Origin of the sequence: Subtercola boreus, from assembly GCF_003399625.1 — a bacterium.
GTDB classification, from domain to species: domain Bacteria; phylum Actinomycetota; class Actinomycetes; order Actinomycetales; family Microbacteriaceae; genus Subtercola; species Subtercola boreus_C.
This window is the reverse complement of the sequence record NZ_NBXA01000032.1, coordinates 1-26,825: the sequence shown is the minus strand read 5'-3', so window position 1 is coordinate 26,825 and position 26,825 is coordinate 1. Positions and strand designations below refer to the sequence as shown.

Sequence of the window (26,825 nt, the reverse complement as noted above, 5' to 3'; positions counted from 1 at the left end):
ATGACACCCGAGAGCGGCCGCTAGGGGATGATGCGGGCCTCGCGGTAGCGGGCGACCTTGTCGGCGAAGCTGTCGAAGCTGGTGCGGTAGTTCATGAAACCCGCATCACGGCTCTTGTTCATGCTGGTGAAGGCTTCGATGTTCCGGCCCAGGTCGCTGTCGGTGTGCCACCACGACGCGAGGCGGGTGATGTCGGTCTCCGCAAGCCCTTCGCGCGCGGCGATGCCGGCCCAGGCCTCGGCCATGCCCGACATCCGACCGTCGAGCGGGCGGGGCTCTCCCTCGAAGCCGACAGGCTCCACGCCGAAGAGCTCGGCGATGCGCGGCCACATCCAGCGCCAGCGGAAGACGTCTCCGTTGGCGATGTTGAAGGCCTCGTTCTCGCCGGCCGGCGTGGTGCCGGCCCAGATCAGCTGCTCGGCGAGCAGGTCGGCATCCGTGACATCCGTGACGCCGTTCCACTGCGTGGCGGAGCCCGGGAAGATGAACGGCAGGCCGAGTTCGCGGCAGAGGGTGGCATAGACCGAGAGGGTGAGCACCATGTTCATCGCGTTGCCGACCGCGTAGCCGAACACGGTGTGGGCGCGGTGCACGCTCCAGGTGAAGCCCATGCGCCGAGCGGCGGCGAACACCTCGTCCTCCTGGTTGTAGTAGAAGTTCGGCGACGACAGGCGCGGTTCGTCCTCGTTGAAGGGGGTGTCGGCCATGACGCCGGTCGCGTAGTTGTCGAACGGGCCGAGGTAGTGCTTCAGGCCGGTGACGAGAGCGACGTGCCTCACCGAGCCTGCGGGCTCGAGGGCGGCGAGGATGTTGCGGACCGTCGCCGAATTCACTTCGATGTTCTCGGCCTCGCTGTCCTTCTTCATCCAGGCCGTGATGATGACGAGTTCGGGGGAGAGGTCGTCGACGGCCGCCTGGAGGGAAACGGGGTCGAGCAGGTCGGCGGCAACCGGCGTCACTCCCGGGGTGAGCGAGACGCCCCCGCGCGAGAGGCCGAACGTGTTCCAACCGAGTTCGACGAGCTGGCGTGCGACGCTCTGGCCGGCAATGCCGGTCGCGCCGACGACGAGCGCTCGTCGTCGGGTGGTGGTGGTGTCAGTCACGGTGGGGTCGACCTCTCTGTGGATCCGCGCGGTGCGTACTAGAGAAATGTACACCTGTACTACACACTGTGAAAGCGCGTCATGCTCTCTTCGGTTGTCTGGGGACTGAGTCGCTCCCAGCAAACCGTTATCGACAAGCCCTTGTGAACACTGAGGGCAGTCTGTAAAGCTACACTCAACGTTGTAGCTCATTGTCGAGAGTGTCGACCCACAGCAGCAGGAGAAGGTATGTACGCAATGGAGCGGCAGGTCAGCGGTCTGAAGCGCCCGAGTCGTCGCGCGTCGAAGGGCCTCATCACGGTCGGGGTCGCGCTCGTCATCCTCCTCGTCGCCAGCGGTCTGCTCGCGCCGTCGAGTCTCTCACAGGGCGCCGTTCTCGGCATGCTCCCGTTCGCCTCCGTGCTCGCGGTCGTCGGCCTCGGCCAGATGCTCGTGGTGCAGCAGGGCGGCATCGACCTGTCGGTTCCGGGCGCCGTGTCGCTGGCGATCGTCATCGTCAGCCGCATCCCGAACGGTGACAACGCGCTACTGGTTCCCGCCATCCTGCTGGCCTTCGGTTTCGCGGCCGCGGCAGGGCTCCTGAACGGGTTCCTCGTCGGTCGACTCGGCCTCAACGCGATCATCGCGACGCTCGGCACCAACGCGCTCCTGTTCGCGGCGGTGCTCGGCATCTCCGGCGGTTCGCCCACCACGACCACCAGGCTCCTGCAGTCGGTCGCCGGAGGGCTCTCGTTCGGCGTCCCGAACTCCGTGTTCTTCGCGGCCGCCGTGGCGGTCGTCGTCATCCTGCTGGTGAAGAAGACCGTCGCCGGGCGCCGCTTCGAGGCGATCGGCGCCAACCCCGTGGCGGCCCGGGCGACCGGCCTGCGCGTGCGGGTGCACCAGATGGCCGCCTATGTCTGGGGCCAGATGCTCTACTGCATCGCGGGCATCCTGCTGGCCGGCATCACGGCCCAGCCCACCGCGTTCCAGGGCAACACCTACCTGATCCCCGCCGTCGCCGTCGTGGTGCTCGGCGGAACCTCCCTGCTCGGCGGCCGCGGTTTCCCGCTCGCCACCGTGGTCGCAGCCGTCTTCCTCAGCCAGCTCGACCAGTTCAACCTCGCCGTGGGTGTGCCGTATGCCGTGCGCACCCTCGTGCAGGCGGCAGCGCTCGCCGTCGGCGTCGCGCTCTACACAATCGACTGGTCGCGCGTGCGCGCCCGGTTCGGCAGCAGCACCAGATCCACCAAACCCAAGCCCACTCCCTCACCAGCCTGACAGAGCAGTCACATCACCTGCGGCAGAGAAGCCGCACCAAGCAGAAGGAACGACCCATGATGATTCGCAAACGGATCCTGTCCCTCACTGTCGCCCTCGGCCTGAGCGCCGTTGCGCTCAGCGCCTGCAGCAGCGGCGCACCGGGCGCCGACGCACCGGTCCCCACCGGCACGGTCGCCGGCGCACCCTCCTGGTGCGGCCCGAAGCAGATCACCCTCGGCCTGCTCGATGGCTTCGGCGGCAACAGCTGGCGCCTGATCACCACCGCTGCCGGCGCGGATGAAGTGAAGAAGTGCCCGAGCGTCACGAAGTACGAATACGCCGACGGCCAGGGCGACACGCAGAAGTCGATCTCCGACATCCAGGGCATGGTGGCCAAGGGTGTCAATGCTCTGGTCGTGTTCCCGGATGCCGGCGAGGCCATGCTGCCCGCACTCCGGAGCGCCTACCAGGCCGGCGTCGTCACGGTGCCCTACCGCGTGAACCCGGGCGGGAAGGACGGCGTCGACTACGACGCCTGGATCGGCGCCGACTTCAGCCAGGACGGCACCAACTGGGCCAACTGGATCGAGAAGAACCTGCCCGACGGCGGCAACATCCTGTTCATGAGCGGGCCGAAGGGCAACAGCCAGGGCGAGGACGAATACAACGCCATGACCGGCATCCTCGACCCGGCCAAGTACAAGTTCGTCGGCGAGACCCCGTTCGAGCCCACCAACTGGGACCCGGCTCTCTCGCAGCAGGTTCTGACGGCGGCCATCGCCAAGAACCCGAAGATCGACGTGATCGTGTCGGACTTCGGCCCGTCGCTGCTGGGCGCCCTGCCCGAGTTCCAGAAGAGCGGACGCAGCATCCCGGCCCTCGTCACCAGTGACGGCAACTCGCTCGGCTGCTTCTACGAGCAGAACAAGGCGGCCAACCCCGACTTCAAGATGATGACGGTCGCGACCGGCAATGACAACGTGCGCCTCGCGGTGCAGTACGCCGTTGCGAAGGCGACCGGCGGCCAGCTGCCGAGCACCACGAAGTTCGAGGCTCCGATCTTCGAGGACTCCGTGTCGAGCACCCCCAACCCGGTCGAATGCAAGTCCGACCTGCCGGGCGACATCTTCCTCTCGGCCGAGATGCCCGCTGCCGACCAGGCCGCCCTGCTGAAGAAGTAGAACGACCGAAGAAGCAGAACGACCGAAGAAGTACGACCCCCGCTGCACAGGAACCAAAGGTGATCTCTTGAACAATCAGACGTACGCGAAGGCGGAAGACCCCGTGGTGCTGTCGGTTCCGACACTCTCGCTCGGCGACATCACGAAGACCTACGCCGGCGTCGTGGCTCTGGAGAACGTCTCGTTCGACGTTCTCCCCGGGGAAGTACACGCCCTCCTCGGGGAGAACGGTGCCGGCAAGTCGACGCTCATGAACGTCGCCTCCGGTACCGTGCAGCCTGACAGTGGAACAATCCGGGTGGGCGGCGAGAGCATCGAGGTGCTGTCGCCGGCCCTCGCCGCCGCATCCGGAATCGCCATCGTGCACCAGCACCCCGCTGTGCTGCCCGACATGACCGTGCTCGAGAACCTGCAGGTGGCGCTCCCGGCGTCGGCTTTCGCCGGCGGGTCGGATGCCACGGCCTCCGTCGAGCAGATCGCCCAGCGGATGCTCGCCGAGGTGGGTCTCACCGCGCACCTCCGCGACCGCGTCGAATCCCTCACCGTGGCCCAGAAACACCTGCTCGAGATCGCGAAGGCGCTCGCGCTGAAGCCGAAGATCCTGGTGCTGGATGAACCCACCGCACCTCTTGGCCAGGACTCCGTCGACCTGCTGTTCGCCCGGGTGCGCACCGCCGTCGCCGAGGGTACCTCCGTCATCTACATCACCCACCGCATGGCCGAGGTGCGCCAGCTCGCCACGCGGGTCACCGTTCTGCGAGACGGTCGCTTCCGCGGAACAGCGGATGTCGCGAAGATCACCGACGACGAACTGCTGGCCCTCATCGTGGGCCGGAAGCTCGAGTCGACGTTCCCGCCCAAGCACCAGCCCACGGGCGACGAACCCATCAACTTCGTGCTCGACGGTTTCACCGCCGCCGGGTTCGCCGACGTGAACGCCTCCACGACCCGCGGCCAGATCCTCGGGGTGGCCGGTGTCGTCGGCAACGGCCAGAGCGAACTGCTGCGGGCCCTCGCCGGCCTCGAGGCGTTCACCGGCCGAGCGACGGTCGGCGACCGCGCGGTCACCCCCGGCGAGCTGTTGCACCGCGCCGGGTACATGCCGGCCGACCGGCACCGCGAGGGCCTGATGATGACCCTCACCGTGCAGGAGAACGCCGCGGTCTCTGCGCTGTCGAAGTTCAAGAAGTTCCTCTTCCTCAGCTCACCCCGCGAGGTCTCCGAGGTCGGCAGCACGCTCGACTCGCTGAACGTCAAGGCGCCCGCGATGGATGCGGTCGTCTCCTCCCTCTCGGGCGGCAACCAGCAGAAGGTCGTCATGGCGCGGGCGCTGCTCAGCGAGCCGCTCATCGTTGTGGCCGACGAGCCCACCCAGGGTGTGGATGTCGGCGCCCGGCTCGAGATCTACAAGATCCTCCGCCAGGTGTCGGCCTCGGGCATCCCGGTCATCATCGCCTCCTCCGACGCCAAGGAGCTCGAAGGACTCTGCGACCAGGTCATCGTGATGTCGCGCGGCCACGCCGTCGACCTCATCGTGGGCGACGACATCACCGAGGAGCGCATCGTGCGCGCGGCCGTCAGCTCGACGACGCACACGGTCGAGGTTCCGACCGTCCGCACGCAGCGGCCCCTGGCCGGTACGAAGGTGCGGTCGGAGGGCTTCGGCCGTTTCGTGCAGGGCGACTACGCGCCCACCGTGCTGCTGGTCGGCATCATCGTGCTGCTCGGCGCCTTCATCTTCAGCCAGAACGCCCGGTACCTCTCGGCGTTCAACATCTACTCGGTGCTGACGCTCGTCGCCGCTCTCGGGTTCATCGCCCTTGGCCAGACGATCGCCCTCATCATCGGTGGAATCGACCTCTCGGTCGGGCCGCTGGCCGGGTTCCTGGTGGTGGTCGGGTCGTTCTTCTTCAATGACGACAAACCGCTCTCGATCGTCGCCCTCGGCCTGGTGCTGATGTTCGTCATCGCGATAGCCACGGGGTTCGTGAACGGTGCGCTCATCCGGTTCGGCAAGTTCACCGCCATCGCGGCGACACTGACGCTCTACATCGGCCTGCAGGGCCTCAGCTTCCTGCTCCGCGACTCGCCCGACGGCTACATCGGCGCCGGTATGACCGCCGTCATGACCACGAAAGTCGGCCCCGTACCGATCGCCTTCATCGTGCTGGTCGTCGTGGCCGTCGCTCTCGAGTTCGCCCTCCGCCGTTCGCGCTGGGGCCGGCGCCTGCGGGCAACCGGATCCAGTGAGGAATCGGCCCGCCGCATCGGTGTGAACATCAACAGAACGGTCGTGCTGGCCTACATGCTGACGTCGATCTTCGCCTTCCTCGGTGCGATCATGCTGATGGTGCAGATCGGTGTGGGCGACCCCGCCCAGGGCGTCAGCTACACGCTCACCAGCATCACCGCGGTCGTGCTCGGCGGCACCTCGCTGCTCGGCGGGCGCGGAACCTTCATCGGCACGCTGTTCGGCTCGATCCTGCTGATCCAGGTGCTGAACGCGACCACCTTCCTCGGCCTCTCCCAGATGTGGCAGTACATCTTCCAGGGCGTGCTGATCCTCGCGGCGGCGGTGCTGTACTCCGTCGCCCGCTCGCGCAAGAAGAAGCTGGAGGCCCTCGGATGAGCGGCTCCGCTTCATCGCCTCGCGCCGCCGTGTCCACGGCAGCCGCTGCATCCGCTGCCCCCGACACCATGCGTGCGGCGTTCTACCACGGGCCGCACGACATCCGCATCGCCTCGGTTCCCGTGCCCGTCGCCCGCCCCGGCGAGGTGCTCGTGAAGGTACTGCGCTCCGGCATCTGCGGCACGGATGCCACGGAGTGGTCGGTCGGCCCGAAGGTGTTCCCCGTGCAGGGCACGCACCCCGTCACCCACCACCACGGCCCGATGGTGCTCGGCCATGAGTTCGTCGGCGAGATCGTGTCGCTGCCCGGCGAGTCGCTTCCCGGCGCCGGTGGGGCTCTGGATGTCGCGGCTGCAGCAGCGCTCGCTGTCGGCGACCTCGTGGCGAGCGGCGCCGGCGTCTGGTGCGGGGAGTGCGCTCGCTGCCTCGAGGGCCGCACGAACATGTGCGAGAACTACTACACGCTCGGGCTGAGCCTCGACGGCGGCATGGGCGGGTACGTCTCCGTGCCCGCGCGCACCCTCGCCGCGGTGCCCGACGGAGTCTCGCCCGATGTGGCCGGTCTCGCGCAACCGCTGGCCGTGGGCATCCACGCCGCCCGGCGCTCCGGAGCCGTCGACGGCGACAGGGTGCTCGTGATCGGCGGCGGCGCGATCGCGTCGTTCGTGCTCGCGGGCCTGAAGCACCTCGTCGCAGTCGACGTCACCGTCGTCGAATTCGCCGGACCGAAACAGGATCGGGCACTCCGCCTCGGTGCCGACCACGTGGTGAGCCCGTCCGACGCTCTGGCGATCGACGTCGAGGCGTCGTTCAGTGGTGCCCGGCCCGATGTGGTGATCGAGGCGAGCGGTGCTCCCGGCCAGCTCGCCGCCGCCGTCTCGCTGGTGCGGAACGGCGGCCGCGTGCTTGCTGTCGGACTACCGAAGGTGCAGCCGACGCTCGACGTGCACTCGCTCGTGTTCCGTGAGATCACGCTCGACTCGTCCCTGGCGCACGTCTGCGCCACAGACCTCGGTGCAGCCCTCGCGATCCTGGCCACGACCACCCTCGGCACGGAGCTCATCGAGCGGGTGGTGCCCCTCGACGAGCTGGCAACCCAGCTCGATCGTTTGGCCGCGGGCCAGGTCGATGGCAAGATTCTGATCGACCCCTGGTTGTAGAAGCCCGGCACCGGCCGCCGGCCCGGGCTCTGCAGAGGCCCCGGCCGCATCCATTCACGAACCTCGACGAAGCGGAACACACATGACCAACGCCCCCACCACTGCCTCCTCGTCTTCTTCTTCGGCTGAGGCCGACCTGCTCGCACGGGTGCCCTCTCAGCTCTTCATCGGTGGCGAGTGGGTGGATGCCCGCGCGGGCGCCACCCTCGATGTGCACGACCCGGCCACCGGCCTCGTCATCAAGCAGATCGCGGATGCGCGGGCCGAAGACGGCCTCGCGGCCCTCGACGCCGCTGTAGCCGCGGCCGACGAGTGGGCCGAGACGGCGCCCCGTGCGCGGGGCGAGATCCTCCGCGGTGCCTTCGACCTGCTGCAGCAGCGACGCGAGGACTTCGCCCTGCTCATGACGCTCGAGATGGGCAAGCCGCTGGCCGAGGCCCGGGGCGAGGTCACCTACGGGGGCGAGTTCCTGCGCTGGTTCAGCGAGGAGGCTGTGCGGATCGGCGGCCGCTACGGCCGGAACCCCGAGGGCACCGGCTCGATGATCGTCTCCGAGCGCCCGGTCGGGCCCGCGTTCCTCATCACCCCGTGGAACTTCCCGCTCGCCATGGCGACCCGCAAGATCGCTCCGGCCCTGGCGGCCGGATGCACGGCTGTCGTCAAGCCGGCCTCCCTGACGCCGCTCACCACTCTGCTGCTCGCGACCCTCCTCGAAGAGGCGGGCCTGCCCAAGGGCGTGCTGAACATCTTCACCACCAGCACCACGAGCGCGGTCTCCGACCCGATCATCGCCGACCCGCGCCTCCGCAAGCTCAGTTTCACGGGCTCGACTGCGGTCGGCCAGCAGCTCATCAAGCAATCAGCCGAGAACGTGCTGCGCATCTCGATGGAGCTCGGCGGCAACGCCCCCTTCGTCGTCTTCGAGGACGCCGACCTCGACAAGGCCGTGGAGGGCGCCCTGGCGGCCAAGTTCCGGAACATCGGGCAGGCCTGCACGGCGGCCAACCGCTTCATCGTGCACAGCTCGGTCGCGTCGGAGTTCGCGTCGCGCCTCTCGGCCCGCGTCTCCGCGTTCCGCATGGGTCGGGGCACGGAGGAGGGCGTCACCGTCGGCCCGCTCATCAACGATGCGGCCGTCGCGAAGGTGGATGCGCTCGTGAGCGATGCTGTGTCGCGGGGTGCCACGGTACAGACCGGTGGGCATCCGGTCGACGGCGACGGCAGCTTCTACGAGGCCACCGTCATCACCGGAGTGACCGCGGGCAGCGACATCCTGCGCGAGGAGATCTTCGGCCCGGTGCTCTCGATCGTCGAGTTCACCGACGAGGCCGACGCCGTTCGCCTGGCGAACGACACGGAATACGGTCTCGTCAGTTACGTCTTCACCGAATCGCTCGCCCGCGGGCAGCGGATGATCGACAAGCTCGACACCGGAATGATGGGCCTGAACGTGGGCGTGCTCTCGAACGCGGCGGCGCCCTTCGGCGGCGTGAAGCAGTCCGGACTCGGCCGCGAGGGCGGCACCGAGGGTATCCGCGAGTACCTCTCGACGAAGTACACCCTCATCCCGAACTCCTGACCCCCGCCCGCCGCCCTCCCGCCTGCCGCCCTCCTTCCCGCCCCGCTGCGTGCGTAATGGAGGACACGGGCGGAGTAGTCCACCACCCGGACGCACCGTCGCCCTTCTCCTCCGTTACGCGCGCCCCCCACACGCTGGAGGCGTCGCCCGCGGCTGCCGTCACGCCGTCAGTGCCGACGGTGTCCACCGGGGCCACGCGGCAGCGCCGACGAGTCGGCCGCGCTCGTAGCGAGCGACCACCTCGAAGGGGGTCGCGGCACGGCTGTTGTCGTAGACGGTCGTGCTGTGCGCGACGCACCTGGCTTCGGCGACCAGCCCCCACAGTCGCCGGTACCGTTCGCGGATCTTCGCCTCCGGCACGGTGTGCCCGCCACGCGCCACGCGGTGGGCGACACGCTGCACGGTGACGTCTTCGGGAACGAGGATGACGTGCAGGCTCACGAGGTACCCGGTAGCGACGCCCCGCCTGATCAGTTCGAGCTTGCTCGGGTGGCTGAAAACCGTCTCGGTGATGAACGAGCGCCGCGTACCGAACGCTCTGTCCCGCTCGGCTGCGGCGGCGGCTGACGCATCGTAGGCGTGCTGCGATTCGCTCCCGGGCCACCGCTCGGCGGCGATCTCATCGGCGTTGATGAAGGGGAGGTGGATGACCGGCTGCAGCACTGCGCGGACGAAGGTCGACTTGCCCGCGCCGTTCGGCCCTGCGAGCACGTGCAGAACGGGTGAGCTCACGCGGCGGATGAGGCGGAGGCCGGCGCGCCGGTCGCCGAGCCGTTCGCGCTCGCCGCATCTCTGTGGTCTGCCCCGTCGTTCACCACGATGACGGTGCCGTCGGCATCCGCCTCGGCCCAGGGAAGACCGGCCTCGAGGAGGTCGTCAGTGAAGTCGAGTTCGGCGATCCGCGCGGTTACGTTGTCATTCCACGCAACCCGCACGACGGCTTGTTCGCTGTCTCGCAGGTCGTCGTACGACGAAACGCCGGCCAGAACATCGGTGATCGCGGAATGCGTGACGCTCGGCGAGGACTCGAACTCCCGACCGATGCGCGCCCAGTGGTCGAGCTGCTGCGCGGCACTCCGACTCTGCACCTCGCCGGTCGCTTTCGCCGACTCGAACAGTTCTCCGTCGATCCGGGTTGGCATCGTCTTCATGGCGTGAGTGTAGCACTCCGCTACGCTGTCCCGTCTCCCTCTCGGGCCTCAGTCAGGCGAGCCAGACGAATTCGTGCGGGGCGAGGGTGAGGCCGGCGCCGAGCGGCACGGGCCGACCGGTGACGAGGTCGGTGCGGTCGGTGCGGCCGGCGGGCAGCCCGCCGAACCGCTCCGCGTCGAGCGTCTCGGCGTGGTCGGAGAAGTTCGCCAGTACCAGCACGTCGCCCCGCTGGTAGCCGAGCACGTGCGGGTTCCCGGTGTGGACGATGGTGAGCTGCCCGCCCGCGAACGCGGGAGTATGGCGGCGCACCTCGATGAGCCGCCGGATGCTCGCAAACAGCTCGCCCGCCCGGGTCTCCGGGTCGTCGCGGGTCGCGTAGCGCTCGGCGGGGTACGGCGGCCGTCCCACCCAGCGGCTGTCCTCCGCGTGCGCCGGCACGTCGAGGTAGCCGTAGTCGTTCAGCTGCCCCACTTCGTCGCCGAGGTAGATCAGCGGCACGCCGCCCGTGCTCAGGATGATGGAGTGGGCCAGCACGATCCGGTCCACGGCCCCGGCGTCACCGGCCTCGAGGCCCGCGAGCGACGCGGTCGTGCCCGAGATGCGGCAGTCGCCGGTGCGCGGGTTGTCCTGGAACGGCACGCCGCGGGCGAAGCTGCCGGGGAACCGGTCGACGTAGAACGCGTTGAGGAAGCGGCGGTGCTCGTATCCGTCGATGCCGAACTGCCGGGCATCCTCGTCGGCGAACGTCCAACCGATGTCGTCGTGGCTCCGCACGTAGTTCACCCACGCCGTGTGCGGGGGCAGTGCGTGTCGCTGCTCGAGCGCCTGCGCGAGCAGGTTCACCTCGCGGGTGGCGAGGGAGTTCCAGATGAGAGCCATCTGCAGAGGGTTGTAGCTCAGTTGGCATTCATCGGGCCGGATGTACACCACCACGTCATCCGGATGCACGATCGCCTCCGACTTGAAGAGCAGCGACGGGGCGGCGATGCGGCACACCGCATTGAACGCCTGCAGCAGCAGGTGCGCCTCGGGCAGGTTCTCGCTGGTCGTGCCGAGTTGCTTCCAGATGAAAGCCACGGCGTCCATCCGCAGGATGTTCACCCCCTGGTTCGCGAGAAAGAGCAGCTCACCGGCCATCGCCCGGAACACCGCGGGGTTTCGGTAGTTCAGGTCCCACTGGAACGAGTGGAACGTCGCCCACACCCACCGCCCGTCGGCCAGCGGCACGAAGGAGCCGGGGTGGTCATCCGGGAAGATCTCACGCGTCGTCAGCTCGTACCGGTCGGGCATCTCGCGGTCGTCGAAGATCAGGTAGAAGTCGTCGTAGAGCGGATCGCGCGCCAGCGCGCCCCTCGCCCACCGGTGTTCGTCTGAGGTGTGGTTGAACACGAAGTCGACGACGAGCGAGATGCCGTTCTGCCGGAGCTCCGCCGCCAGGGCGGTGAAGTCGACCATCGTGCCGAGATCCGGGCGGATGTCGCGGTAGCTCGACACCGCGTAGCCTCCGTCGGAGTTCTCGGCCGGGGCGAGGAACAGCGGCATCAGATGCAGGTAGGTGAGCCCCAGCTCCCGGAAGTAGGGGATGCGCGCCCGCACCCCCTCGAGCGTACCGGCGTAGAGGTCGACGTAGCAGACGCCGCCGAGCATCTGGTTCGACGCGAACCAGTCGGGGTCGGCCTCGCGCTCCTCGTCGAGCTCTCTCAGTTCGGCCGGCCGCGCACCCCAGGAGCGCCGCAGATCGGCCAGCAGCGCCTCGAGCTCGGCGCCGGCTGACGGCCGGTCGCCGTAGAGGCGGTCGAACAGGGATTTCAGGCGGGGGAGCTCAGCGCCGAGCCGTTCGTCGAACGTGGTCATAGTCACGAATCATGGCAGGAGTCGCCGCCGGCTTCCACCCTTGCGCGGAAGCCGGCGTGGGCCCGAGTCGGCGGTGGCCTGTGCCGGCCGGCGACGGCCGGCACAGCCCCGCGCCGCCTACAGCGCGCGGAGCCTCGGGATGACCTCTTCGCCGTACAGTTTGATGAACCGCTCCTGGTCGTGGCCGGGTGCGTGGAAGACCAAGTGGCGGAACCCCAGGTCGATGTACTGCTGGATGCGCTCGACGTGCTCGTCGGCATCCGTCGACACGATCCAGCGCGACGCGACCCGTTCGATCGGCAGTTCGTCGGCGAGGCGCTCCATCTCGCTCGGGTCTTCGACGCTCATCTTCTCGTCGGGGCTCAGCGCGAGGGCGCCCCAGAACCGGGTGTCCTCGAGCGCGCGCGCACCGTCGTGATCGAACGAGACCTTCATCTCCATCAGGCGGTCGACGGCGCCCTCGGCCCGCTCGCCCTTCGCGATGCCGTCTTCGAGCGCGGGCACGAGGGTGTCGGCGTAGAGCGACGGCGCCTTGCCCGAGGTCGTGATGAACCCGTCGGCGACGCGGCCGGCGAGGCGCGTCGCCGCGGGTCCGGATGCGCCGATGTAGATCGGTACGGGCTTCTCCGGGCGGTCGTAGATGGTGACGTTGTCGACCGTGTAGTAGTCGCCGTTGTGGGTGACGCGGTCTTCCGTCCAGAGGCGCTGGATGAGCAGCACGGCCTCCTTCAGGCGGGCGAAGCGCTCCTTGATGTCGGGCCACGGGATGCCGAGGGCGGCTTCGTTCAGCGACTCACCGGTGCCGACGCCCAGGATCACACGCTCGGGGAACATCTCGCCGAGCGTGCCGAACGCCTGCGCGATGACTGCCGGGTGGTAGCGGAACGTCGGGGTCAGCACCGAGGTGCCCATGACGATCTTCGACGTGCGTGCGCCGAGTGCCCCCATCCACGGGATCGCTGCAGGAGCGTGCCCACCGGTGTGCCGCCACGGCTGCAGGTGGTCGGAGATGAAGATCGACTCGAAACCGGCCTGCTCGGCCTGCACACCGAAGTCGAGCAGTTGCGTCGGGGTGAACTGCTCGGCGGAGGCCTTGTAACCGATGGTGAGCTTCTGGTCTGTCATCACATGTCCTTCTCTGGAAGGTCGGTCCGGGTGGATAGGCTTTCGCTATGTACCCTCACGTTGCCGACACCTCACGTTACGACACAATGCAGTACAACAGGGTCGGGCGGAGCGGGCTCAAGCTCCCCGCGATCTCGCTCGGCCTCTGGAACAACTTCGGCAACGACAAGCCGCTCGACACGCAGGCGGCGATCATCCGGCGCGCCTTCGACCTCGGCGTCACCCACATCGACATCGCCAACAACTACGGGCCGCCCCCCGGCTCCGCCGAGTCGAACTTCGGGCGCATCTTCGCCGAAGACCTCCGGCCCTACCGCGACGAGCTCATCATCTCGTCGAAGGCGGGCTACGACATGTGGTCGGGCCCGTACCAGGTGTTCGGTTCCCGCAAGTACATGCTGTCGAGTCTGGATGCTTCGCTGAAACGTACCGGCCTCGACTACTTCGACATCTTCTACTCGCACCGCCCCGATCCGGAGACCCCGATCGAGGAGACGATGGGAGCGCTCGCCCACGCGGTGCAGAGCGGAAAGGCACTCTACGCCGGGATCTCGAACTACAACCCCGAGCAGACCCGTGCCGCGGCGGCGGCGCTCGCCGAGTTCAAGGTGCCGCTGCTCATCCACCAGCCGCGGTACAGCATGTTCGACCGCACGCCCGAAGACGGGCTGCTCGACACCCTCGCCGACCTGGGCGTCGGCAGCATCGCGTTCTCGCCGCTCGCGCAGGGCCTCCTCACCGACCGCTACCTCGGCGGCACCGTGCCCGAGGGGTCGCGGGCATCCGAGGGTCGCTGGCTGCAGCCGGGCGAGATCGGGGAGACGTACCTCTCGCGGGCGCGGGCGCTGAACGACATCGCGGCGTCGCGCGGGCAGAGCCTCGCCCAGCTCGCGCTCACGTGGGTGCTGCGGCAGCCGTCGGTCACCACGGCGCTCATCGGTGCGTCGAGCGTCGCGCAGCTCGAGAACAACATCGCGGCGGTGCACGCGGCGCCGCTCACGGCGGAGGAGATCGCGCTCATCGACCCGCTCGCCGTGCACGGTACGACGCTCCGCTGACGCGCCCCGCCCCGCCCCGAGCGCCCCGCCCGGCCCCGCCCCGCCCCGCCGGCCGACGCGCCCCGGCTCACGCTCCATCGAGTGGGCACTTCGGGCCCTCTGACCGGGCCCCGGAGGGCCCGAACCGCCCACTCGATGGAGCCACGGGCGCCCGCACCCCCCGTTCGAGTGAACAAAGCGCTCATGAGGCCCCACCTGTGTCAGGCTCAGCCGACAACACAGGGGGATCCATGCAGGTTTTCACGCGCTCGGCCCGGGCGTTCCGCATCACGTCGACCACAACGCTCGTCGGCGTGTCGATCGCGGTTCTCGCCGGCTGCTCCCCCGCCACACCGGCCGCGACGCCGGCGCCGACGGTCACCGTGACGGTCACCCCGACCTCGAGCCCGGCCCCTCTGCCCACCTCGAGCCCGACCACCTCACCGGCCGCGACGACAGGCAGCGCCGTCACCATCGGATGCTCGGCCCTCGTCGCCGACGCGACCATCGCCGCCATCAGCCCCGACTTCAAGACCGACCCGGGCGCCGAGGTCTCGGGCGACAACAGCTTCGCGACCATCGTCGGCCTCAACGGAAAGCTCTGCTCGTGGCTGAACTCCGCCAGCGGGTCGAGCATCTCCGTCGGAGTCGCCAACCCCGGCTCGGCGGCCCTCGCGACGAACGAGGCGAAGATCAAGGCGTCCGGTACGGCCAACGCGGCCCTCTCCGGCACCTCGGGCAACCGCGGTTACGTCGAGAGCAACACCGAAGCCCCCGTGTTCGACATCTTCACCGAGTCCGGTTACTGGATCTCCCTCTCGTCTGTCATCTTCGACTCACCGAGCTCCGCCGACAGCATCCTCGCCAACATCCTGCAGACCCTCCCGAGCGGCTAACCTCCGTACCGGCCAGCCGCCTCCCTCGAAGGCGCGCGTCAGCGCCCGCGGAGCAACCACGGGCGAAGCGCCCGCGTCACGAACGGCAGCGCGAGGTACGTCATCACCGGCGTGAGCACCAGCACGGTGACGAGAACCCGCGCCCAGACCGGCCAGTCGCCGAGCAGGGGCGCCACGAGGTAGTTCGCCAGCACGCTGAGCGGATAGAACACGATGAAGATCGACACCATCTGCTTCCACCGCGGGGGAGTGCGCGGCGCCGCGCTGATCACCTCGACCGCTGACGGCTCGTCGAACCAGCCTTCGATGCCGGTGCGGCGTTCCTCATCGCCGTGTTCCACGAGTCCCTGCCCGGTGGAGACCCACCAGGCGCGCTCGGCCGATTGCTCCCATACGTCGAGGCTGGCGGTGTCGGCGAAGCGGAACAGCATGTGCCAGTCGCCCGACGACGGGTCGGGCCTGATCCACCCCGACCCGAGGTATCCGGGGTACGTGCTGATGAGATCCTGCCCCGACCGGGCCCAGGCAGCGGCTTCGCGCGCGCGGTCGGGAGAGACGGTGCGGGTCACCGCCACGGTGATGGGGCCGGCCGTTCGTGCTTCCTGGGGCTCTGTCATGCGTCCAGTCTGCATCCGCGCGGGCGTCAGGTCTGCACCGGGGGGCGTGCGCGTCAGCGTTTCGACTTCCGCCGTCTGGCCTTGACGGTCGACTGGATGCGCACCCACAGCTCACTGTACGAATGCGCGGCTTCGGAGTGGGGTGCATACAAGCCGACAGGAGCTCGCTCGCTCCCCATCCGTTCGATGACGACCGTGCTCGGAACGACGATGTTCGACACCGATTCGTGGGCCCGCGGGAGCTGAACGACGGCGTTGCGGTGCACGGCCTTCCGTCGGTCGACCATCGACAGGAACCCGAGAACGGGGGAGCGGGTCGGCGAGGAGTCGACGAAGTCTGCGACCTGCTCCAGGGATCGGAGCGACAGCGGCGACGGCACGAGGGGAACGACCACGAGATCGGCCGCGAGCACCGCGTTCTCGGCGACGAGCCCCGCACCGGGCGGGCAGTCGAGGATGACGACGTCGTAGTCGTCCGCGACACGTTCGAGCACGCGCCGGATCCGACCCGTCGAATCCTTCGCGTGATCGAGCACCACATCGAGCTCCCGGTAGCTGGCGTCGGCCGGCAGCAGGTCGAGGTGGCCGTAGGTCGTCGAGCGGATCGCGGCACGCACCCGAGTCGAGCCGTCGACGAGGGCCTCGGCGCCGCCCTTCAGCTTCGGTTTCACCTGCAACAGATAGGTCGCGGCTCCCTGGGGGTCGAGATCCCAGAGCAGCACGCGAAAGTCCTGGGAGGCCTCCCACGCCAGATTCACCGCGGCGGTTGTCTTGCCCACGCCGCCCTTGGTGCTGTACACCGCCACGATCTTCATCGCGGGCCCGCCTTCGTCGGCACGCTGAGTTCGCCGTGCTCGCCGCCGTTCGCAGTGCGCGGGGAGTCTGGTTCGACGACGAAGCTGGCCATGTCCCATTCTCTCCACTTGCGCGCCGCTACCCGGGAAGGCTGGCCCGGCAGCTGTCCCTCAGCGCGGATCGGGTCGGCGCATCCACTCCGGGGTGCCTGGCCTGCCTCCTGGTTCCCCGTCGGGAGGAGCTGGGGCAAGGTGGGGCGAATAGCGCGGGACATAGCCCCAGCTCCTCCCGAACGAACGAACGAACGAACGGGACTGGCGAGGGCGAACGGGACTGGCGGGGGCGGGCGGGAGTGGCGGGGCCGGGCGGGACTGACGGGGCCGGCTGGGGCCGGGGCCGCTTCAGACCGCGCGGCCGCGCCGCAGCGCCGCGATGAACCCGCCCACGAACGAGTCGCCGAGGCCGATCGTGGTGGGGGAGGGGTCGTCGAGCTGGAACCCCGGTATGCACACAGCGCCGGGCAGCAGCTCGCGCAGAGCCGAAGCGACCGCGACGCCGGCGGGGTTCTGGCGCTCGCCGGCCATCCCCTCGTAGTCGGCCAGCGTGAAGCCGTCGCCGAAGCGGTAGCGGGTGCTGGCCATCAGGATGCCGCCGCGGAGCGCCTCCCGGTAGCGGGTGGCATCCGAGGCGGGAGCTGCATCGCCCTCGCCGCCGGCATCGCCCGCAGCGCCGGCATCGCCCGCAGCGCCGCCGCCCAGCACCACCGACCAGTACTTCGTGTGCACCACCATGTGCCGGGCCGGAATCAGCTCGCCGATGTCCACCAGGGCCGCATGCACCGCCGAAGGGTCGAGCAGGTCGACCGCGCGGCCGAGGTGGTTCTCGAGTTCGTCCTCGTTCATCGAGTAGACGTCGATCGTGTCGAGCAGCGCGGTGAGCACCCGTGCGGTGAACTCCGGCCGGTGGAAACCCGAGTCCTCATAGAAGACGGTGGCATCGGGCGGCAGGCAGACCATCGCCATCCGGAGCTCATCGAGGCGCTCGTCGAGGGCCGCGGCATCCTGCATCGAATTGAAGCCGGAGACGAGGAAGAGCGACGCCTGCCGCAACGCCGCCGGCAGCTCAGGGCTCAGGTAGAGCGTCTGGTTGGGCGGGTCGTTCGAGTAGATCAGCCGGTTGGCGTGGCTGGCCGCCAGCACAGCGTCTCCGAGTCGAACGCGCGCGCCGACGGGGAACTGGATGATCAGGTGCGGGTCTGTCGTATCACCCGCCGCGCTGCTGATGTACGCGCTGCCGGGCGGGAGGAGCCGGCGCACGTGGTCGTCGATGCTCACGAGGTGCAGCGTGCTGGTCACCCCGAGCACCTCCATCGCGAGGGCCGCGCGCACGCCCGTTCCGCCGAGCGTCACGCGACTGGTGAAGCGCGCAGCGAACGCTTCGACGATGCCGGAGGAGGCGACGAAGCGCTCCCCCCCGGAACCGGTCTTCAGGAACGCCAGCACCGAGACCACGAGGTCCCGTTCGCTGGCGATCGGATGCTGCGTGGTGAGCTCCGCCACCGTGACGCCGTACTCGGCGGCGAGGTCTTCGAGCACGGCGGAATTCCAGTCGATCTCGTAGTCGACGGTGCCGCCGAGGCCCAGCACGGTTTCGGAGCTCACCATGCGACTAGTACAGCTCGGCCTTGCCGGCAGCTTCGAAGAGGTCGATCTTGTGAGCGGCGACCTTCTTCATGGCAGCGATGGCGGGCGGCTGGATGGTGTTCGGCTCGCGGAGTCCCTTGTTCTCGAGCTCCTTGCGCATTGCGTCATGGTACGCGGCTTTGATGTCGCTGGAGATGTTGATCTTGTTGATGCCGTACTTCACGGCCTCGGCGATCTCCGCGTCGGGGTTGTTCGAGCCGCCGTGCAGCACGAGCGGGATGGGCAGCAGGGCCTTGATCTCCTGCAGCAGGTCGATGCGGAGTTTCGGCTCGAGATCCTGCGGGTACAGGCCGTGGCTGGTGCCGATGGCGATCGCGAGGCTGTCGACGCCGGTCTGCGAGACAAAATCCACGGCCTCAGCGGGCACCGTGTAGATGATCTCGCCGCCTTCCTCGGCTTCCTCGTCGAGCTTGCCGATCGTGCCGAGCTCGCCCTCGACCGAGAGGCCGACGTCGTGCGCCGTGTCGACGACGCGCTTGGTGACGGCCACGTTCTCGTCGAAGGGGCGCATCGACATGTCGATCATCACCGAGGTGAAGCCGGCCTGGATGGCCGTGAGCATCTGCTCGTAGGATCCGCCGTGGTCCCAGTGGATGGCGACCGGGATGCTCGACTTGTGGGCGCGCTCGCGGATGGCCAGGATGGCCTCCACCCCCAGGTGGCTCACCTCATCCGGGTGGATGGCGATGATCATCGGCGCGTTCTTCTCTTCGCTGATCTCGAAGAGACCGTTCATCATGGCGTAGTCGCTGACATTGAACGCTGGAATCGCGAAGTTGTGTTCGTTTGCGACGGCGAGCAGTTCTTTACCGGTCATCAGCATGAGTGGGTGTTCTCCTTGTTTCGTGGTGGTGCAGGGTGGGCGTTGGGTAGGGGGTGCGGGGTCAGCTCTTGACCGAGCCGGAGGTGAGGCCGCCGATGAAGTAGCGCTGGAAGATCAAAAAGAGCAGAAGAACGGGGATGCTGCCCATGATCGAGATCGCCATCATCTGGTTCCACTCGTACGAGTTCTGCCCGATCAGCAGCTGGATCCCGACGGGCACGGTGCGAAGGTCGTTGGTGCGCGTGAGTGTCAGGGCGAACAGGTACTCGTTCCACGAGATCATGAACGTGTACACCGCGACAGAGACGATGCCGGGTACCGAGATGGGTACGAGGATCCGCCAGAGCGCCGTCCACGCCCCCGCGCCGTCGACCTTGACGGCTTCGTCGAGCTCTTTCGGCAGGGTGTTGAAGTACGCGGTCATCATGATGATCGCGTAGGGCAGCGTGAACACGATGTACGTCAGGATCAGGCCCGCGTAGGTGTTGTAGAGGCCGAGCGTCACCATGAGCCCGAAGAACGGGATGATCAGGGCGATCGGTGGTACGGCCTGGGTGCCGATGATGATGACGTTCATTACCTTCTTGCCCCGAAACTCGTACCGGCTGAACGCATACGCCGCCATGATGGCGAACACCACGGTCAGGGCCGTCACCGACAGGGCGACGACGTAGCTGTTGATGAAGAACCGGATCTCCTCCGGGTCGTTCAGCACGGCGAGGTAGGCGTCGAAGCTGAAACCCTGGGTGATGATCTGCGGCGGGTAGGCGAAGATCTCAGTGTTCGTCTTGAAACTGCTGATGAGCATCCAGAACACCGGGAAGCCGGCGAACACGGCGCCCACCAGCAGGCCGACGAGGAGCGCGACCCTCCGGCCGATCTTCCGGGGTGCCCGGTGCACAGCTGCGGCAGCGGTGACACCGCCGTGTACCGGGCCGTCTGTACGGGCATCCGTGGCCCGGGTCTTTGCGGGGGTGGTGAGGGTGGCCATGATCAGCTCTCCGATCGCTGGGAACGCACATAGAAGACGGCCACGATGAGCGAGAAGACCAGCACGATCACTGCGCTCGCCGAGGCTGCCGAGAAGTCGAAGCCCGTGAACGCGAGCTTGTAGGTGAACGTGCTCAGCATCTCGGTGACGCTGATCGGCCCGCCTCCCGTGGTGAGCCAGATGAGGGCGAACTGCTGGGTGGTCCAGAGCACGTCGAGCATGGCCATCGAGATGATGATCGGGCGCAGCTGCGGCAGCGTCACGTTGAAGAACTGCTGCACGGGGGATGCACCGTCGACGCGCGCCGCCTCATAGAGGTCGGCGGGTACGCCCTGCAGCCCCGCGAGGAGGCTGATCATGAAGAACGGGTAGCCGGCCCAGATGTTCATCACCGTCACCGCGAGGAGGGCGGTGGAGGGATCTCCGAACCAGGCGATGGGGCTGCCGGTGAGGTGCACCGACTGGAGCAGGTAATTGATGACGCCCTGCGGGTCGAGCAGCAGGCGCCAGAGCACCGCGATGATGGCGGCGGTGAAGAGCCACGGGAGGATGTAGATCACGCGGAACACGGCCCGCGGCACCGCCCCGATCAGCTTCGAGTTCAGCATCAGCGAGAAGCCGAGGCCGATGAGCAGGTGGGCGGCGACGCTCGAAACCGTGAAGACGAGGGTGTTGAGGGCGGCGTTCCAGAACTCCGGATCGGTGAGCAGGGTGATGTAGTTCGTGAGGCCCGCGAACGACGCGTTCTTGGTGGTGATCGCGCCGTCGGAGACCGAGTATCCGATGACCAGGATGATCGGAACGACCATCAGCGCGACCAGCAGGATCGCGGTCGGAGCCACAAAACCGTAGGGGGCGGATTTGCCCGCGAGGCGTGCCGATCCGAACCGGGAGGGGGTACGTCCCGTTCGCAGAGCTGTCATGTCTGTGCTTCTTTCAGGAGGAGAGGATCGCGCCGCACCCGCTGTGGGGGGTGGCAGATGCGGCGCGACCGTACTGCGTCGAGGTCTGGCAGGGGGCCTAGAAGGCCTTGGACCAGCTCGCCTGAGTGGTGGAGAGCATGTCGCTCACACTCCCGTCGCCGTTGAGCGTCTTCTGGAACTCGGTGTCGAAGTCGCGCATCAGCTGGTCTGAGGTGGGCAGCCCGACGAACTCGTTCGCGGGGTAGCCGGCCTGGTAGATCTTGAAGGCCTCCTCGTAGAGGGGGTCGGATCCGGTGAAGTCGGGCGTCGCCGTGCTGTTGGCCGGGAACCCGTGCGCCAGGCTCGAGATGTTCGCGTTGACGTCCTTGCTCATCATGTATTGCACGAACTTCCACGCTTCGGCCTTGTGGGCCGAGTTGTTCGAGACGCCGATACCCCACGAGGCGAACGGGATGCCGCGCTTGCCGGTGTAACCGTCTGTTGCGGGGATCGCCGAGATGCTGAACTTCAGATCCGGGTTGGCCTTGCGGATGGTCGTGATGTGGGCGAGGGAGTCGACCATCATCCCGACCTGCCCGTTGGTGAACTGGGTCACCTTGTCGGGCTCCTGCAGGGTGAACGTGCCGTCGGCCACGACCTTCGCGTCGTAGAGCGACTTCACGTAGTCGACCGCACTCTTCACGCCGTCGTTGGTGAGGTCGGGCTTGCCGTCTTTCAGCATGCTGCCACCGGATGCCCAGAGCCACGACATCACGTCGTTCTGAACGCCGTTCGGGTTCGTCGTTCCGAGCGGCAGGATCCAGCCCTTCGCAGCGGTCTTCGAGGTGATCACCTCAGCGTCGGTCAGGAACTCGCTCCGGGTCGCCGGGGGAGCGGTGACGCCCGCCTGGGCCAGAAGCGTGTCGTTCGTGAAGAGCGGGTAGACGAAGTTCACGACGGGGATCGCGTAGGTCGACCCCTCGATCTGCACCTGGCTCGAGAGCTGGCTGGCATCGTAGTTCGACGACTTCATCTCGTCGCTGAGGTTGTCGAGCGCGCCCTGCTTGACCAGGTTGTTGACCCAGGCCCCGTCGAGGCCGACCACATCGGAGAGGGTGCCGGAGACGCCGGCGGTGGTGGTCTGGTCCTGCAGGGAGGAGTACGGCTGGGTGAGGAGCTTGACCGTGATGTTCGGGTTCTCGGCCTGGAAGCCGTCGACGATCTTCTGGAGGTCGCCGTCGGGGAGCTCGGAGCCCCACCACTGCGAGAACTCGATGGTCACCTTGCCGTCGGCGCTGGTGGATCCGCCGCTGCTGCTGCAGCCGGCGGTGAGGAGGACAGCTGTCGTCGCGAGGGCCAGCCCTGCGAGCGTGACCCGACGGCCTCGAGCAACGTTGCTCATGTTCATCCAATCTTCGGTGATTGCTTAGTGTTACGGGATTATGCTGTTTTATGCGCTTATGAGCGTGATCTGATGCTAATGCCCGGAATCGTGCGCGTCAATACGAATTTTGCGGCATATCTTGGCAAACATTTCGAATATCAAACGCACAAATACGCGGAGGCATGCACATATCTGCTAGAAATGCTGTGTGGGTGATGCAAGAGACTCGGGCAATGGGGCGCAACCGGTGCGCCTTCCAGCTGGCCGCAAGGCCGAGATCGCCGCTTACGTGACCGACGTTGAGCAGGTCACCGTCGCCATGCTCTCCGCTCGATTCGGGGTCTCTTCAGACACCGTGCGCCGCGACCTCGACCAACTCGACGCCGACGGCATCCTCGTGCGCACCCACGGCGGCGCCGTCAGCCGCTCCGCCATGATCGTCACCGAGAAGAAGCTCGACGTGCGCCTGCAGCTGCACACCTCGGCCAAAGAGAAGATCGGCGAACTCGCCGCAACCCTCGTCGACGACGCCTCCGTCATCATGATCAACGCCGGCACGACCTGCCTCGCTCTCGCCCGGCACCTCCGCAACCACCGTGAGCTGACGATCGCCACCAACAACCTGCGGATCCCCGCTGAAGTCTCGCCCAAGGCCGTCAATGACCTCTACCTCTTCGGCGGTGCCGTGCGCTTCGCGGGCCAGTCGACCGTCGGCCCGGTGAGCTTCCGTGTCACCGGCCGCACCAGCGACCTCGAGCTGCGCTGCGACCTCGCCCTCATCTCGGTGGGCGCGGTCTCCGCCGATGGGGGCTACTCCACCAGCAACGTGAGCGAGGCCGTGATGATGGGGGAGATGATCTCCCGCGCCTCCCGCGTGGCCATCCTCGCCGACTCCTCGAAGTTCGGCGCCCCCCTCTTCGCGCAGGTCGCCGCTCTCGGCGCCGCCGACTACCTCGTCACCGACCAGGAGCCCCCGCCCGAGCTGGCCGATGCCCTGCAGCGCCACGGCGTGAAGGTGCTGCTGCCGCCTTCGGCGCCCGCCGCCTGACGCTGACTCTCGATTGCACCGGTTTTTCAGCTCATTCCCCTGGAATCAGAGAGCGGAGAGGCTCAGCTCTGCGAGGACTTCGATGAATTCGTCGGATACGGGTTGTCGGGCAATGAACCGTCGGAAGAGAACGGGGCCAGCGAGCATGGCAAATTGCTCGGCGGTGATGCTGAGCCCGGTGGGTCGTAGCAGTGCCTGCAGTGCAGCATGTCGATCGGAGACAATGCTTCTGAGCGCATCCGCGCTGTCTGCGTGCCGGTCGGCTTGCGCCATGAGGCTGGACAGTGCTGCAGCGGTGACCTCGTTCTGCATACCCGCTCGGAGGCTGCTGAGAAACTCAACCATGGTCAGGTGTGCGTCGGTTCCGCCTTCGGGGTAGCCGACGACGGGGCCGGTCAAGACGAGTTCAGCGAGCAGTTTCTCGCGGCTGGGCCAGTGGCGGTAGAGAGTCTGCCTGGTGACGCCGGCTCGGTCGGCCAACAGCGTGTAGGTCAGCGCGGCGGGGCCAACCTGGGGGAGGAGCTCGCGGGCGACGGTTATGACTCGGGCTTTGGTTCGGATGACTCGCGGGTTGGTGGATTCGATCTGTTCGGAGCGTGTTTCACCCATTTGCGAATCATACACTTCGTATGATTGACTGCGTCTCGCCCCACGGTGTTCCGCATGGCTCAGCCTTTTGATGAAAGAAATTGTCCCGATATGACAACAGTTATCAGTTCGCCTGGCGAGATCGGTACAAACCGTGTCGAGGCGTTCAGCGACGGCGTGTTCGCCATCGCCACAACGCTCCTGATTCTGGAAGTGGCCGTGCCGCACGCGGAAGACGGCCAACTCGGCTCAATGCTGCTCGGGTTGTGGCCGTCGTATTTGGCGTACGCGTTGGGGTTTTTCACGATCGCGGTGATGTGGATCAATCACCACTTCCTGATCGGTTTGCTGACGCGGATCGACAGGCCTCTGATTTTCCTGAACGTTGCCGTATTGGGCATCGTGGCATTCATTCCGTTCCCCACGGCAGTGATAGCTGAGTACATGATCGAACCCTCCGAGAGCAACCTCTCAGCTGCAAGCGTGCTCTACGGGATAACGATATTTCTCCTCACTGCGACGTTCACTGCTTTGTGGGCACACGTTCGCCGAAGCCCGAGGCTCTCCAAAGACTTCGTCGTGTCGAAGCCCATCTCCTCTCGGGCACTGGTGTTCTGCAGCATCGCCGCCGTTCTCAACCTCGCAGCAATCGGTATCAGTTTCGTGTTTCCGATAGTCGCGCTCGTGTTCTACACCATCGTCGTCATCCTTTTCGCCGTCGGTCGCCTCGCCCGGTAGCTTCCAGGAGTAGTCGACATCGAGGGGCTCGACTTCACCGCTCACGCTTGCACCTCAGGCGTTGTACCCCCGTGCTCAAGTAGTGATGCTGGCTAGGGCATATTTTTCGTACATGTCCCGCCGACAACCGGCCTGAATGACCACCACGGTCAGTACATCGTCCTGGATGCGGTACAGCACTCGGTAATCTCCGGTCCGTACCCGCCACTCGGGGCGTCCGGTCAGCTTCTTCGCCTCAGGCGGGCGCGGATTCTCAGCAAGCAGTTCGACCGCGGCCTGTACCCGGCGTTTGGCCTCCGGCGGCAGCTTCTTGCTCGCGCGGGCTGCAACCGGGAGTAGCTGGTTCTGAGAAGTCACGGAAGGAGTCCGAGGTCACGCTTGACGTCATCCCACGGGACAGGCGTCTCGCCCAACTTCTCGGTCTCTTCCCACGCGGCGTCCACTGCTTTGATGTCGGCAAGCTCCTCCGCATCCTCCAGCAGTTGCTTGAGCTGCGCAGCGTCGATCACGGCGGCGACAGCCCTACTTCGGCGGGTGAGATACACAGGCGCAGCACGCGCCTCGTCGATGATCGACGCCAGCTGTCCGCGGGCGTCGGTGATAGACGCGGCCGAGAAGTTCATCGGCCTGATCCGCCGCCGCGGCAAAGAAGTGCGGGTCATCGTGCCCGACTTCGCCAAGAGCGCCGCGACTCTCATCGCGCTCGGCGCCGACGACATCCTTATGAGCGACACCTCCGAGCTCGGTGCCATAGACCCTCAAATCGAGCTCTTGGAGGCCAACGGCAACGGTTCGATTCACTCCGCGCAAAGCTACCTCGACGCGTACGAGAAACACGCCAAGGCCCTGCGAGAAGACCCGACTGATCCTGTTGCCCGGCTCATGCTGAGCAAGATGGAGCCCGCGACCGTTCGAAAGCTCCAGCGGATCATGCGCAGATCGCGCTCCACTGCCAAGGACCTTCTTCGCAACGGAATTATTCGCGATGAGGAAGCTGCAGAAAAGACTGCCAACGACCTCTCTGATACGGAACGGTGACACTCTCACGGCCAAGTCATCAGCCACGAGGTTGCCCGTGGGCTGGGGCTCGAAATCACATACCTGCCCAGCGAATCCGACGAATGGGTCCGATACTTGAGGCTTTACTACCTTCAGATCTACGCCGTCGACGGCGCAGGAAGACTCTTCGAGAACTCCTACGCATCCATTCCCATGTAAGGAGCGTTCTCACGTACTTCCTGAGTCGCCGCCGGGTTAGGCTGGCCGGGGAGCCCCAGCTCCGACGGCGCTGCAACGACAGCGACAACCGGAACCGGAACCTTATCTGTTTCGTCGGCGCGAAGGGGCTCGTTCAGCGAACGTCGGCGGTTCGCTGGTCCCGGCGATACGCCGGTTGCGTGCCTTCACGAATCGGATCACGTTTCGGCGGTAAGCAATATAGGACTCAAGGGTTGCAGGCAGCGGTGACCCCTCAAACGGTGTAACGGGTCGAAAAAACTCGATGTCACCATGGTCGTCGACCAAGTCTTGAAGAAGAAAGAAATCGACGTATCCGTTGAAATCCGCGAACAGTGCGAAGAAGCTCGCGTACCGGTTGAGGGTTTCCCCGAGCGGGCTGCTTTCGCCCAGGTAATGGCGTCTGATGCATTCCAGGGTCAGATCGAAGCGGTCTTGGATTGCCTGATGAATACCTCGATGTTGGTTGATCGTCTGATCTGTACCAATCCGGTGGCCAGGGAAGACGATGGCCGCACCAATTGTGTACGGCAGGTCCAGGCTGTAGTCGCCCTCGACCTGACGCGAAAACGATGCCAGCCGGCGTGCGTGAGTGGATGCGATCATGTCGCTCGACAGCCGAAACTGGCCTAACACCGAGTCGTGAAACAGGTACGAGCCTTTGACATCCGTGCGTAAGGTGAATTCGGCCCCGCCGGGCAGTGGCTTGCTCCACAGAATCTGGTTGTACTTCCGCAAAGTGGCGCTATGCGCATCTGGGTCTTTGCCTGAGGGCGTGTCCAAATAGAAGTCGTACGTGGTGTCAATCAGTCGCATCTCACCAACGTATGGGACTGCCGTCAGTTTGCTTGGCTTCTTCAAGCTAAGACGTCGTGTGGGTCCACGGGTCTGCCCAGGGTTTGGTTGTCATCTGATCTGTGAGATTTCATTCTCGCTGGAAGGATGTCAGTCATGGCAAAGGCATATCCGAAAGAGTTCCGCGATGATGTCGTGGCGGTGGTCCGGAAGGGCCACGGCAACGCGTCTCAGATCGCGAAGGACT

26 protein-coding genes are annotated in these 26,825 nt (G+C 66.6%); 10 read left to right on the top strand and 16 right to left on the bottom strand.

Going from position 1 to position 26,825, the window contains the following annotated elements; all coding sequences use genetic code 11:
* Window positions 1–20: 20 nt before the first annotated feature.
* Window positions 21–1,103, bottom strand: coding sequence for an SDR family oxidoreductase (locus B7R21_RS17070; RefSeq protein ID WP_253259880.1), 1,083 nt, complete (start codon window positions 1,101–1,103; stop codon window positions 21–23).
* A 228-nt stretch (window positions 1,104–1,331) separates the two neighbouring features.
* Between B7R21_RS17070 and B7R21_RS17065 the strand changes: the two genes are divergently transcribed.
* From B7R21_RS17065 to B7R21_RS17045, 5 genes are all read left to right on the top strand, one after another.
* Window positions 1,332–2,363, top strand: coding sequence for an ABC transporter permease (locus B7R21_RS17065; RefSeq protein WP_116284454.1), 1,032 nt, complete (start codon window positions 1,332–1,334; stop codon window positions 2,361–2,363).
* A gap of 56 nt (window positions 2,364–2,419) precedes the next feature.
* Window positions 2,420–3,526, top strand: a complete 1,107-nt coding sequence (locus tag B7R21_RS17060; protein ID WP_216364285.1) for a substrate-binding domain-containing protein — start codon at window positions 2,420–2,422, stop codon at window positions 3,524–3,526.
* Between the two features lie 67 nt (window positions 3,527–3,593).
* Window positions 3,594–6,155, top strand: coding sequence for an ATP-binding cassette domain-containing protein (locus tag B7R21_RS17055; RefSeq protein WP_116284453.1), 2,562 nt, complete (start codon window positions 3,594–3,596; stop codon window positions 6,153–6,155).
* The gene (locus tag B7R21_RS17050; RefSeq protein WP_216364284.1) at window positions 6,152–7,315 is read left to right on the top strand and encodes a zinc-dependent alcohol dehydrogenase; all 1,164 of its coding nucleotides are present in this window, start codon (window positions 6,152–6,154) and stop codon (window positions 7,313–7,315) included. Before B7R21_RS17055 ends, B7R21_RS17050 begins: the two co-directional genes overlap by 4 nt.
* A gap of 82 nt (window positions 7,316–7,397) precedes the next feature.
* Window positions 7,398–8,894 (top strand): NAD-dependent succinate-semialdehyde dehydrogenase, encoded by a 1,497-nt coding sequence (locus tag B7R21_RS17045; protein ID WP_116284452.1) that lies wholly within the window; start codon window positions 7,398–7,400, stop codon window positions 8,892–8,894.
* A 159-nt stretch (window positions 8,895–9,053) separates the two neighbouring features.
* On the opposite strand, the gene B7R21_RS17040 is transcribed toward B7R21_RS17045, so the two are convergent.
* The 4 genes from B7R21_RS17040 to fgd all read right to left on the bottom strand — a co-directional run bounded on the left by B7R21_RS17040 (window position 9,054) and on the right by fgd (window position 13,025).
* Window positions 9,054–9,626 (bottom strand): zeta toxin family protein, encoded by a 573-nt coding sequence (locus B7R21_RS17040; RefSeq protein WP_216364283.1) that lies wholly within the window; start codon window positions 9,624–9,626, stop codon window positions 9,054–9,056.
* Window positions 9,623–10,045, bottom strand: a complete 423-nt coding sequence (locus B7R21_RS17035; protein ID WP_116284450.1) for a TA system antitoxin ParD family protein — start codon at window positions 10,043–10,045, stop codon at window positions 9,623–9,625. The genes B7R21_RS17040 and B7R21_RS17035 overlap by 4 nt, the downstream gene beginning before the upstream one ends.
* Window positions 10,046–10,097: 52 nt before the next feature.
* Window positions 10,098–11,900 (bottom strand): alpha-amylase family glycosyl hydrolase, encoded by a 1,803-nt coding sequence (locus B7R21_RS17030; RefSeq protein ID WP_116284449.1) that lies wholly within the window; start codon window positions 11,898–11,900, stop codon window positions 10,098–10,100.
* A gap of 117 nt (window positions 11,901–12,017) precedes the next feature.
* Window positions 12,018–13,025 (bottom strand): glucose-6-phosphate dehydrogenase (coenzyme-F420), encoded by a 1,008-nt coding sequence (fgd, locus tag B7R21_RS17025; protein WP_116284448.1) that lies wholly within the window; start codon window positions 13,023–13,025, stop codon window positions 12,018–12,020.
* A gap of 47 nt (window positions 13,026–13,072) precedes the next feature.
* Between fgd and B7R21_RS17020 the strand changes: the two genes are divergently transcribed.
* Both B7R21_RS17020 and B7R21_RS17015 read left to right on the top strand, forming a co-directional pair.
* Window positions 13,073–14,083, top strand: a complete 1,011-nt coding sequence (locus B7R21_RS17020; RefSeq protein WP_116284447.1) for an aldo/keto reductase — start codon at window positions 13,073–13,075, stop codon at window positions 14,081–14,083.
* 230 nt (window positions 14,084–14,313) lie between these two features.
* A complete protein-coding gene (locus B7R21_RS17015) occupies window positions 14,314–14,958 on the top strand; it encodes a hypothetical protein (protein WP_116284446.1) in 645 nt (214 codons plus the stop codon).
* Window positions 14,959–14,996: 38 nt separating this feature from the next.
* Here B7R21_RS17015 and B7R21_RS17010 read toward each other — a convergent pair whose 3' ends face one another.
* The 7 genes from B7R21_RS17010 to B7R21_RS16980 all read right to left on the bottom strand — a co-directional run bounded on the left by B7R21_RS17010 (window position 14,997) and on the right by B7R21_RS16980 (window position 22,191).
* Complete coding sequence (locus tag B7R21_RS17010; protein WP_116284445.1) at window positions 14,997–15,575, bottom strand: antibiotic biosynthesis monooxygenase; 579 nt, start codon at window positions 15,573–15,575, stop codon at window positions 14,997–14,999.
* A 53-nt stretch (window positions 15,576–15,628) separates the two neighbouring features.
* Window positions 15,629–16,390, bottom strand: coding sequence for a ParA family protein (locus tag B7R21_RS17005; RefSeq protein WP_116284444.1), 762 nt, complete (start codon window positions 16,388–16,390; stop codon window positions 15,629–15,631).
* Between the two features lie 381 nt (window positions 16,391–16,771).
* Window positions 16,772–18,034, bottom strand: a complete 1,263-nt coding sequence (locus B7R21_RS17000) for an ADP-dependent glucokinase/phosphofructokinase (RefSeq protein WP_253259879.1) — start codon at window positions 18,032–18,034, stop codon at window positions 16,772–16,774.
* Between the two features lie 4 nt (window positions 18,035–18,038).
* Entirely contained in the window at window positions 18,039–18,890 is an 852-nt protein-coding gene (locus B7R21_RS16995; protein ID WP_253259878.1) for a ketose-bisphosphate aldolase, read from the bottom strand.
* A gap of 67 nt (window positions 18,891–18,957) precedes the next feature.
* Window positions 18,958–19,887 carry a carbohydrate ABC transporter permease gene (locus B7R21_RS16990; protein WP_116284442.1) on the bottom strand — a complete coding sequence of 310 codons (930 nt, stop codon included), beginning with the start codon at window positions 19,885–19,887 and terminating at the stop codon, window positions 18,958–18,960.
* 2 nt (window positions 19,888–19,889) lie between these two features.
* Window positions 19,890–20,810: a carbohydrate ABC transporter permease gene (locus B7R21_RS16985; RefSeq protein WP_116284441.1), complete on the bottom strand. Its 921-nt coding sequence runs from the start codon at window positions 20,808–20,810 to the stop codon at window positions 19,890–19,892.
* A gap of 97 nt (window positions 20,811–20,907) precedes the next feature.
* Complete coding sequence (locus B7R21_RS16980) at window positions 20,908–22,191, bottom strand: ABC transporter substrate-binding protein (protein ID WP_116284508.1); 1,284 nt, start codon at window positions 22,189–22,191, stop codon at window positions 20,908–20,910.
* Between the two features lie 190 nt (window positions 22,192–22,381).
* Between B7R21_RS16980 and B7R21_RS16975 the strand changes: the two genes are divergently transcribed.
* Window positions 22,382–23,221, top strand: coding sequence for a DeoR/GlpR family DNA-binding transcription regulator (locus B7R21_RS16975; RefSeq protein ID WP_253259877.1), 840 nt, complete (start codon window positions 22,382–22,384; stop codon window positions 23,219–23,221).
* A gap of 45 nt (window positions 23,222–23,266) precedes the next feature.
* Here the strand turns inward: B7R21_RS16975 and B7R21_RS16970 are convergent, their stop codons facing one another.
* Window positions 23,267–23,830 carry a TetR/AcrR family transcriptional regulator gene (locus B7R21_RS16970; RefSeq protein ID WP_116284440.1) on the bottom strand — a complete coding sequence of 188 codons (564 nt, stop codon included), beginning with the start codon at window positions 23,828–23,830 and terminating at the stop codon, window positions 23,267–23,269.
* Window positions 23,831–23,920: 90 nt separating this feature from the next.
* On the opposite strand from B7R21_RS16970, the gene B7R21_RS16965 reads away from it, so the two are divergent.
* A complete protein-coding gene (locus tag B7R21_RS16965) occupies window positions 23,921–24,547 on the top strand; it encodes a TMEM175 family protein (protein WP_172592254.1) in 627 nt (208 codons plus the stop codon).
* 75 nt (window positions 24,548–24,622) lie between these two features.
* Here the strand turns inward: B7R21_RS16965 and B7R21_RS16960 are convergent, their stop codons facing one another.
* Complete coding sequence (locus tag B7R21_RS16960) at window positions 24,623–24,904, bottom strand: type II toxin-antitoxin system RelE family toxin (protein ID WP_116284438.1); 282 nt, start codon at window positions 24,902–24,904, stop codon at window positions 24,623–24,625.
* Complete coding sequence (locus tag B7R21_RS16955; RefSeq protein WP_367379415.1) at window positions 24,901–25,092, bottom strand: type II toxin-antitoxin system Phd/YefM family antitoxin; 192 nt, start codon at window positions 25,090–25,092, stop codon at window positions 24,901–24,903. Before B7R21_RS16955 ends, B7R21_RS16960 begins: the two co-directional genes overlap by 4 nt.
* 22 nt (window positions 25,093–25,114) lie before the next feature.
* On the opposite strand from B7R21_RS16955, the gene B7R21_RS16950 reads away from it, so the two are divergent.
* Window positions 25,115–25,585 carry an SDH family Clp fold serine proteinase gene (locus B7R21_RS16950; protein WP_253259876.1) on the top strand — a complete coding sequence of 157 codons (471 nt, stop codon included), beginning with the start codon at window positions 25,115–25,117 and terminating at the stop codon, window positions 25,583–25,585.
* Window positions 25,586–25,867: 282 nt separating this feature from the next.
* On the opposite strand, the gene B7R21_RS16945 is transcribed toward B7R21_RS16950, so the two are convergent.
* On the bottom strand, window positions 25,868–26,599 hold the full coding sequence (locus B7R21_RS16945) for a DUF6994 family protein (RefSeq protein ID WP_116284437.1): 732 nt from the start codon (window positions 26,597–26,599) through the stop codon (window positions 25,868–25,870).
* Window positions 26,600–26,825: the final 226 nt, after the last annotated feature.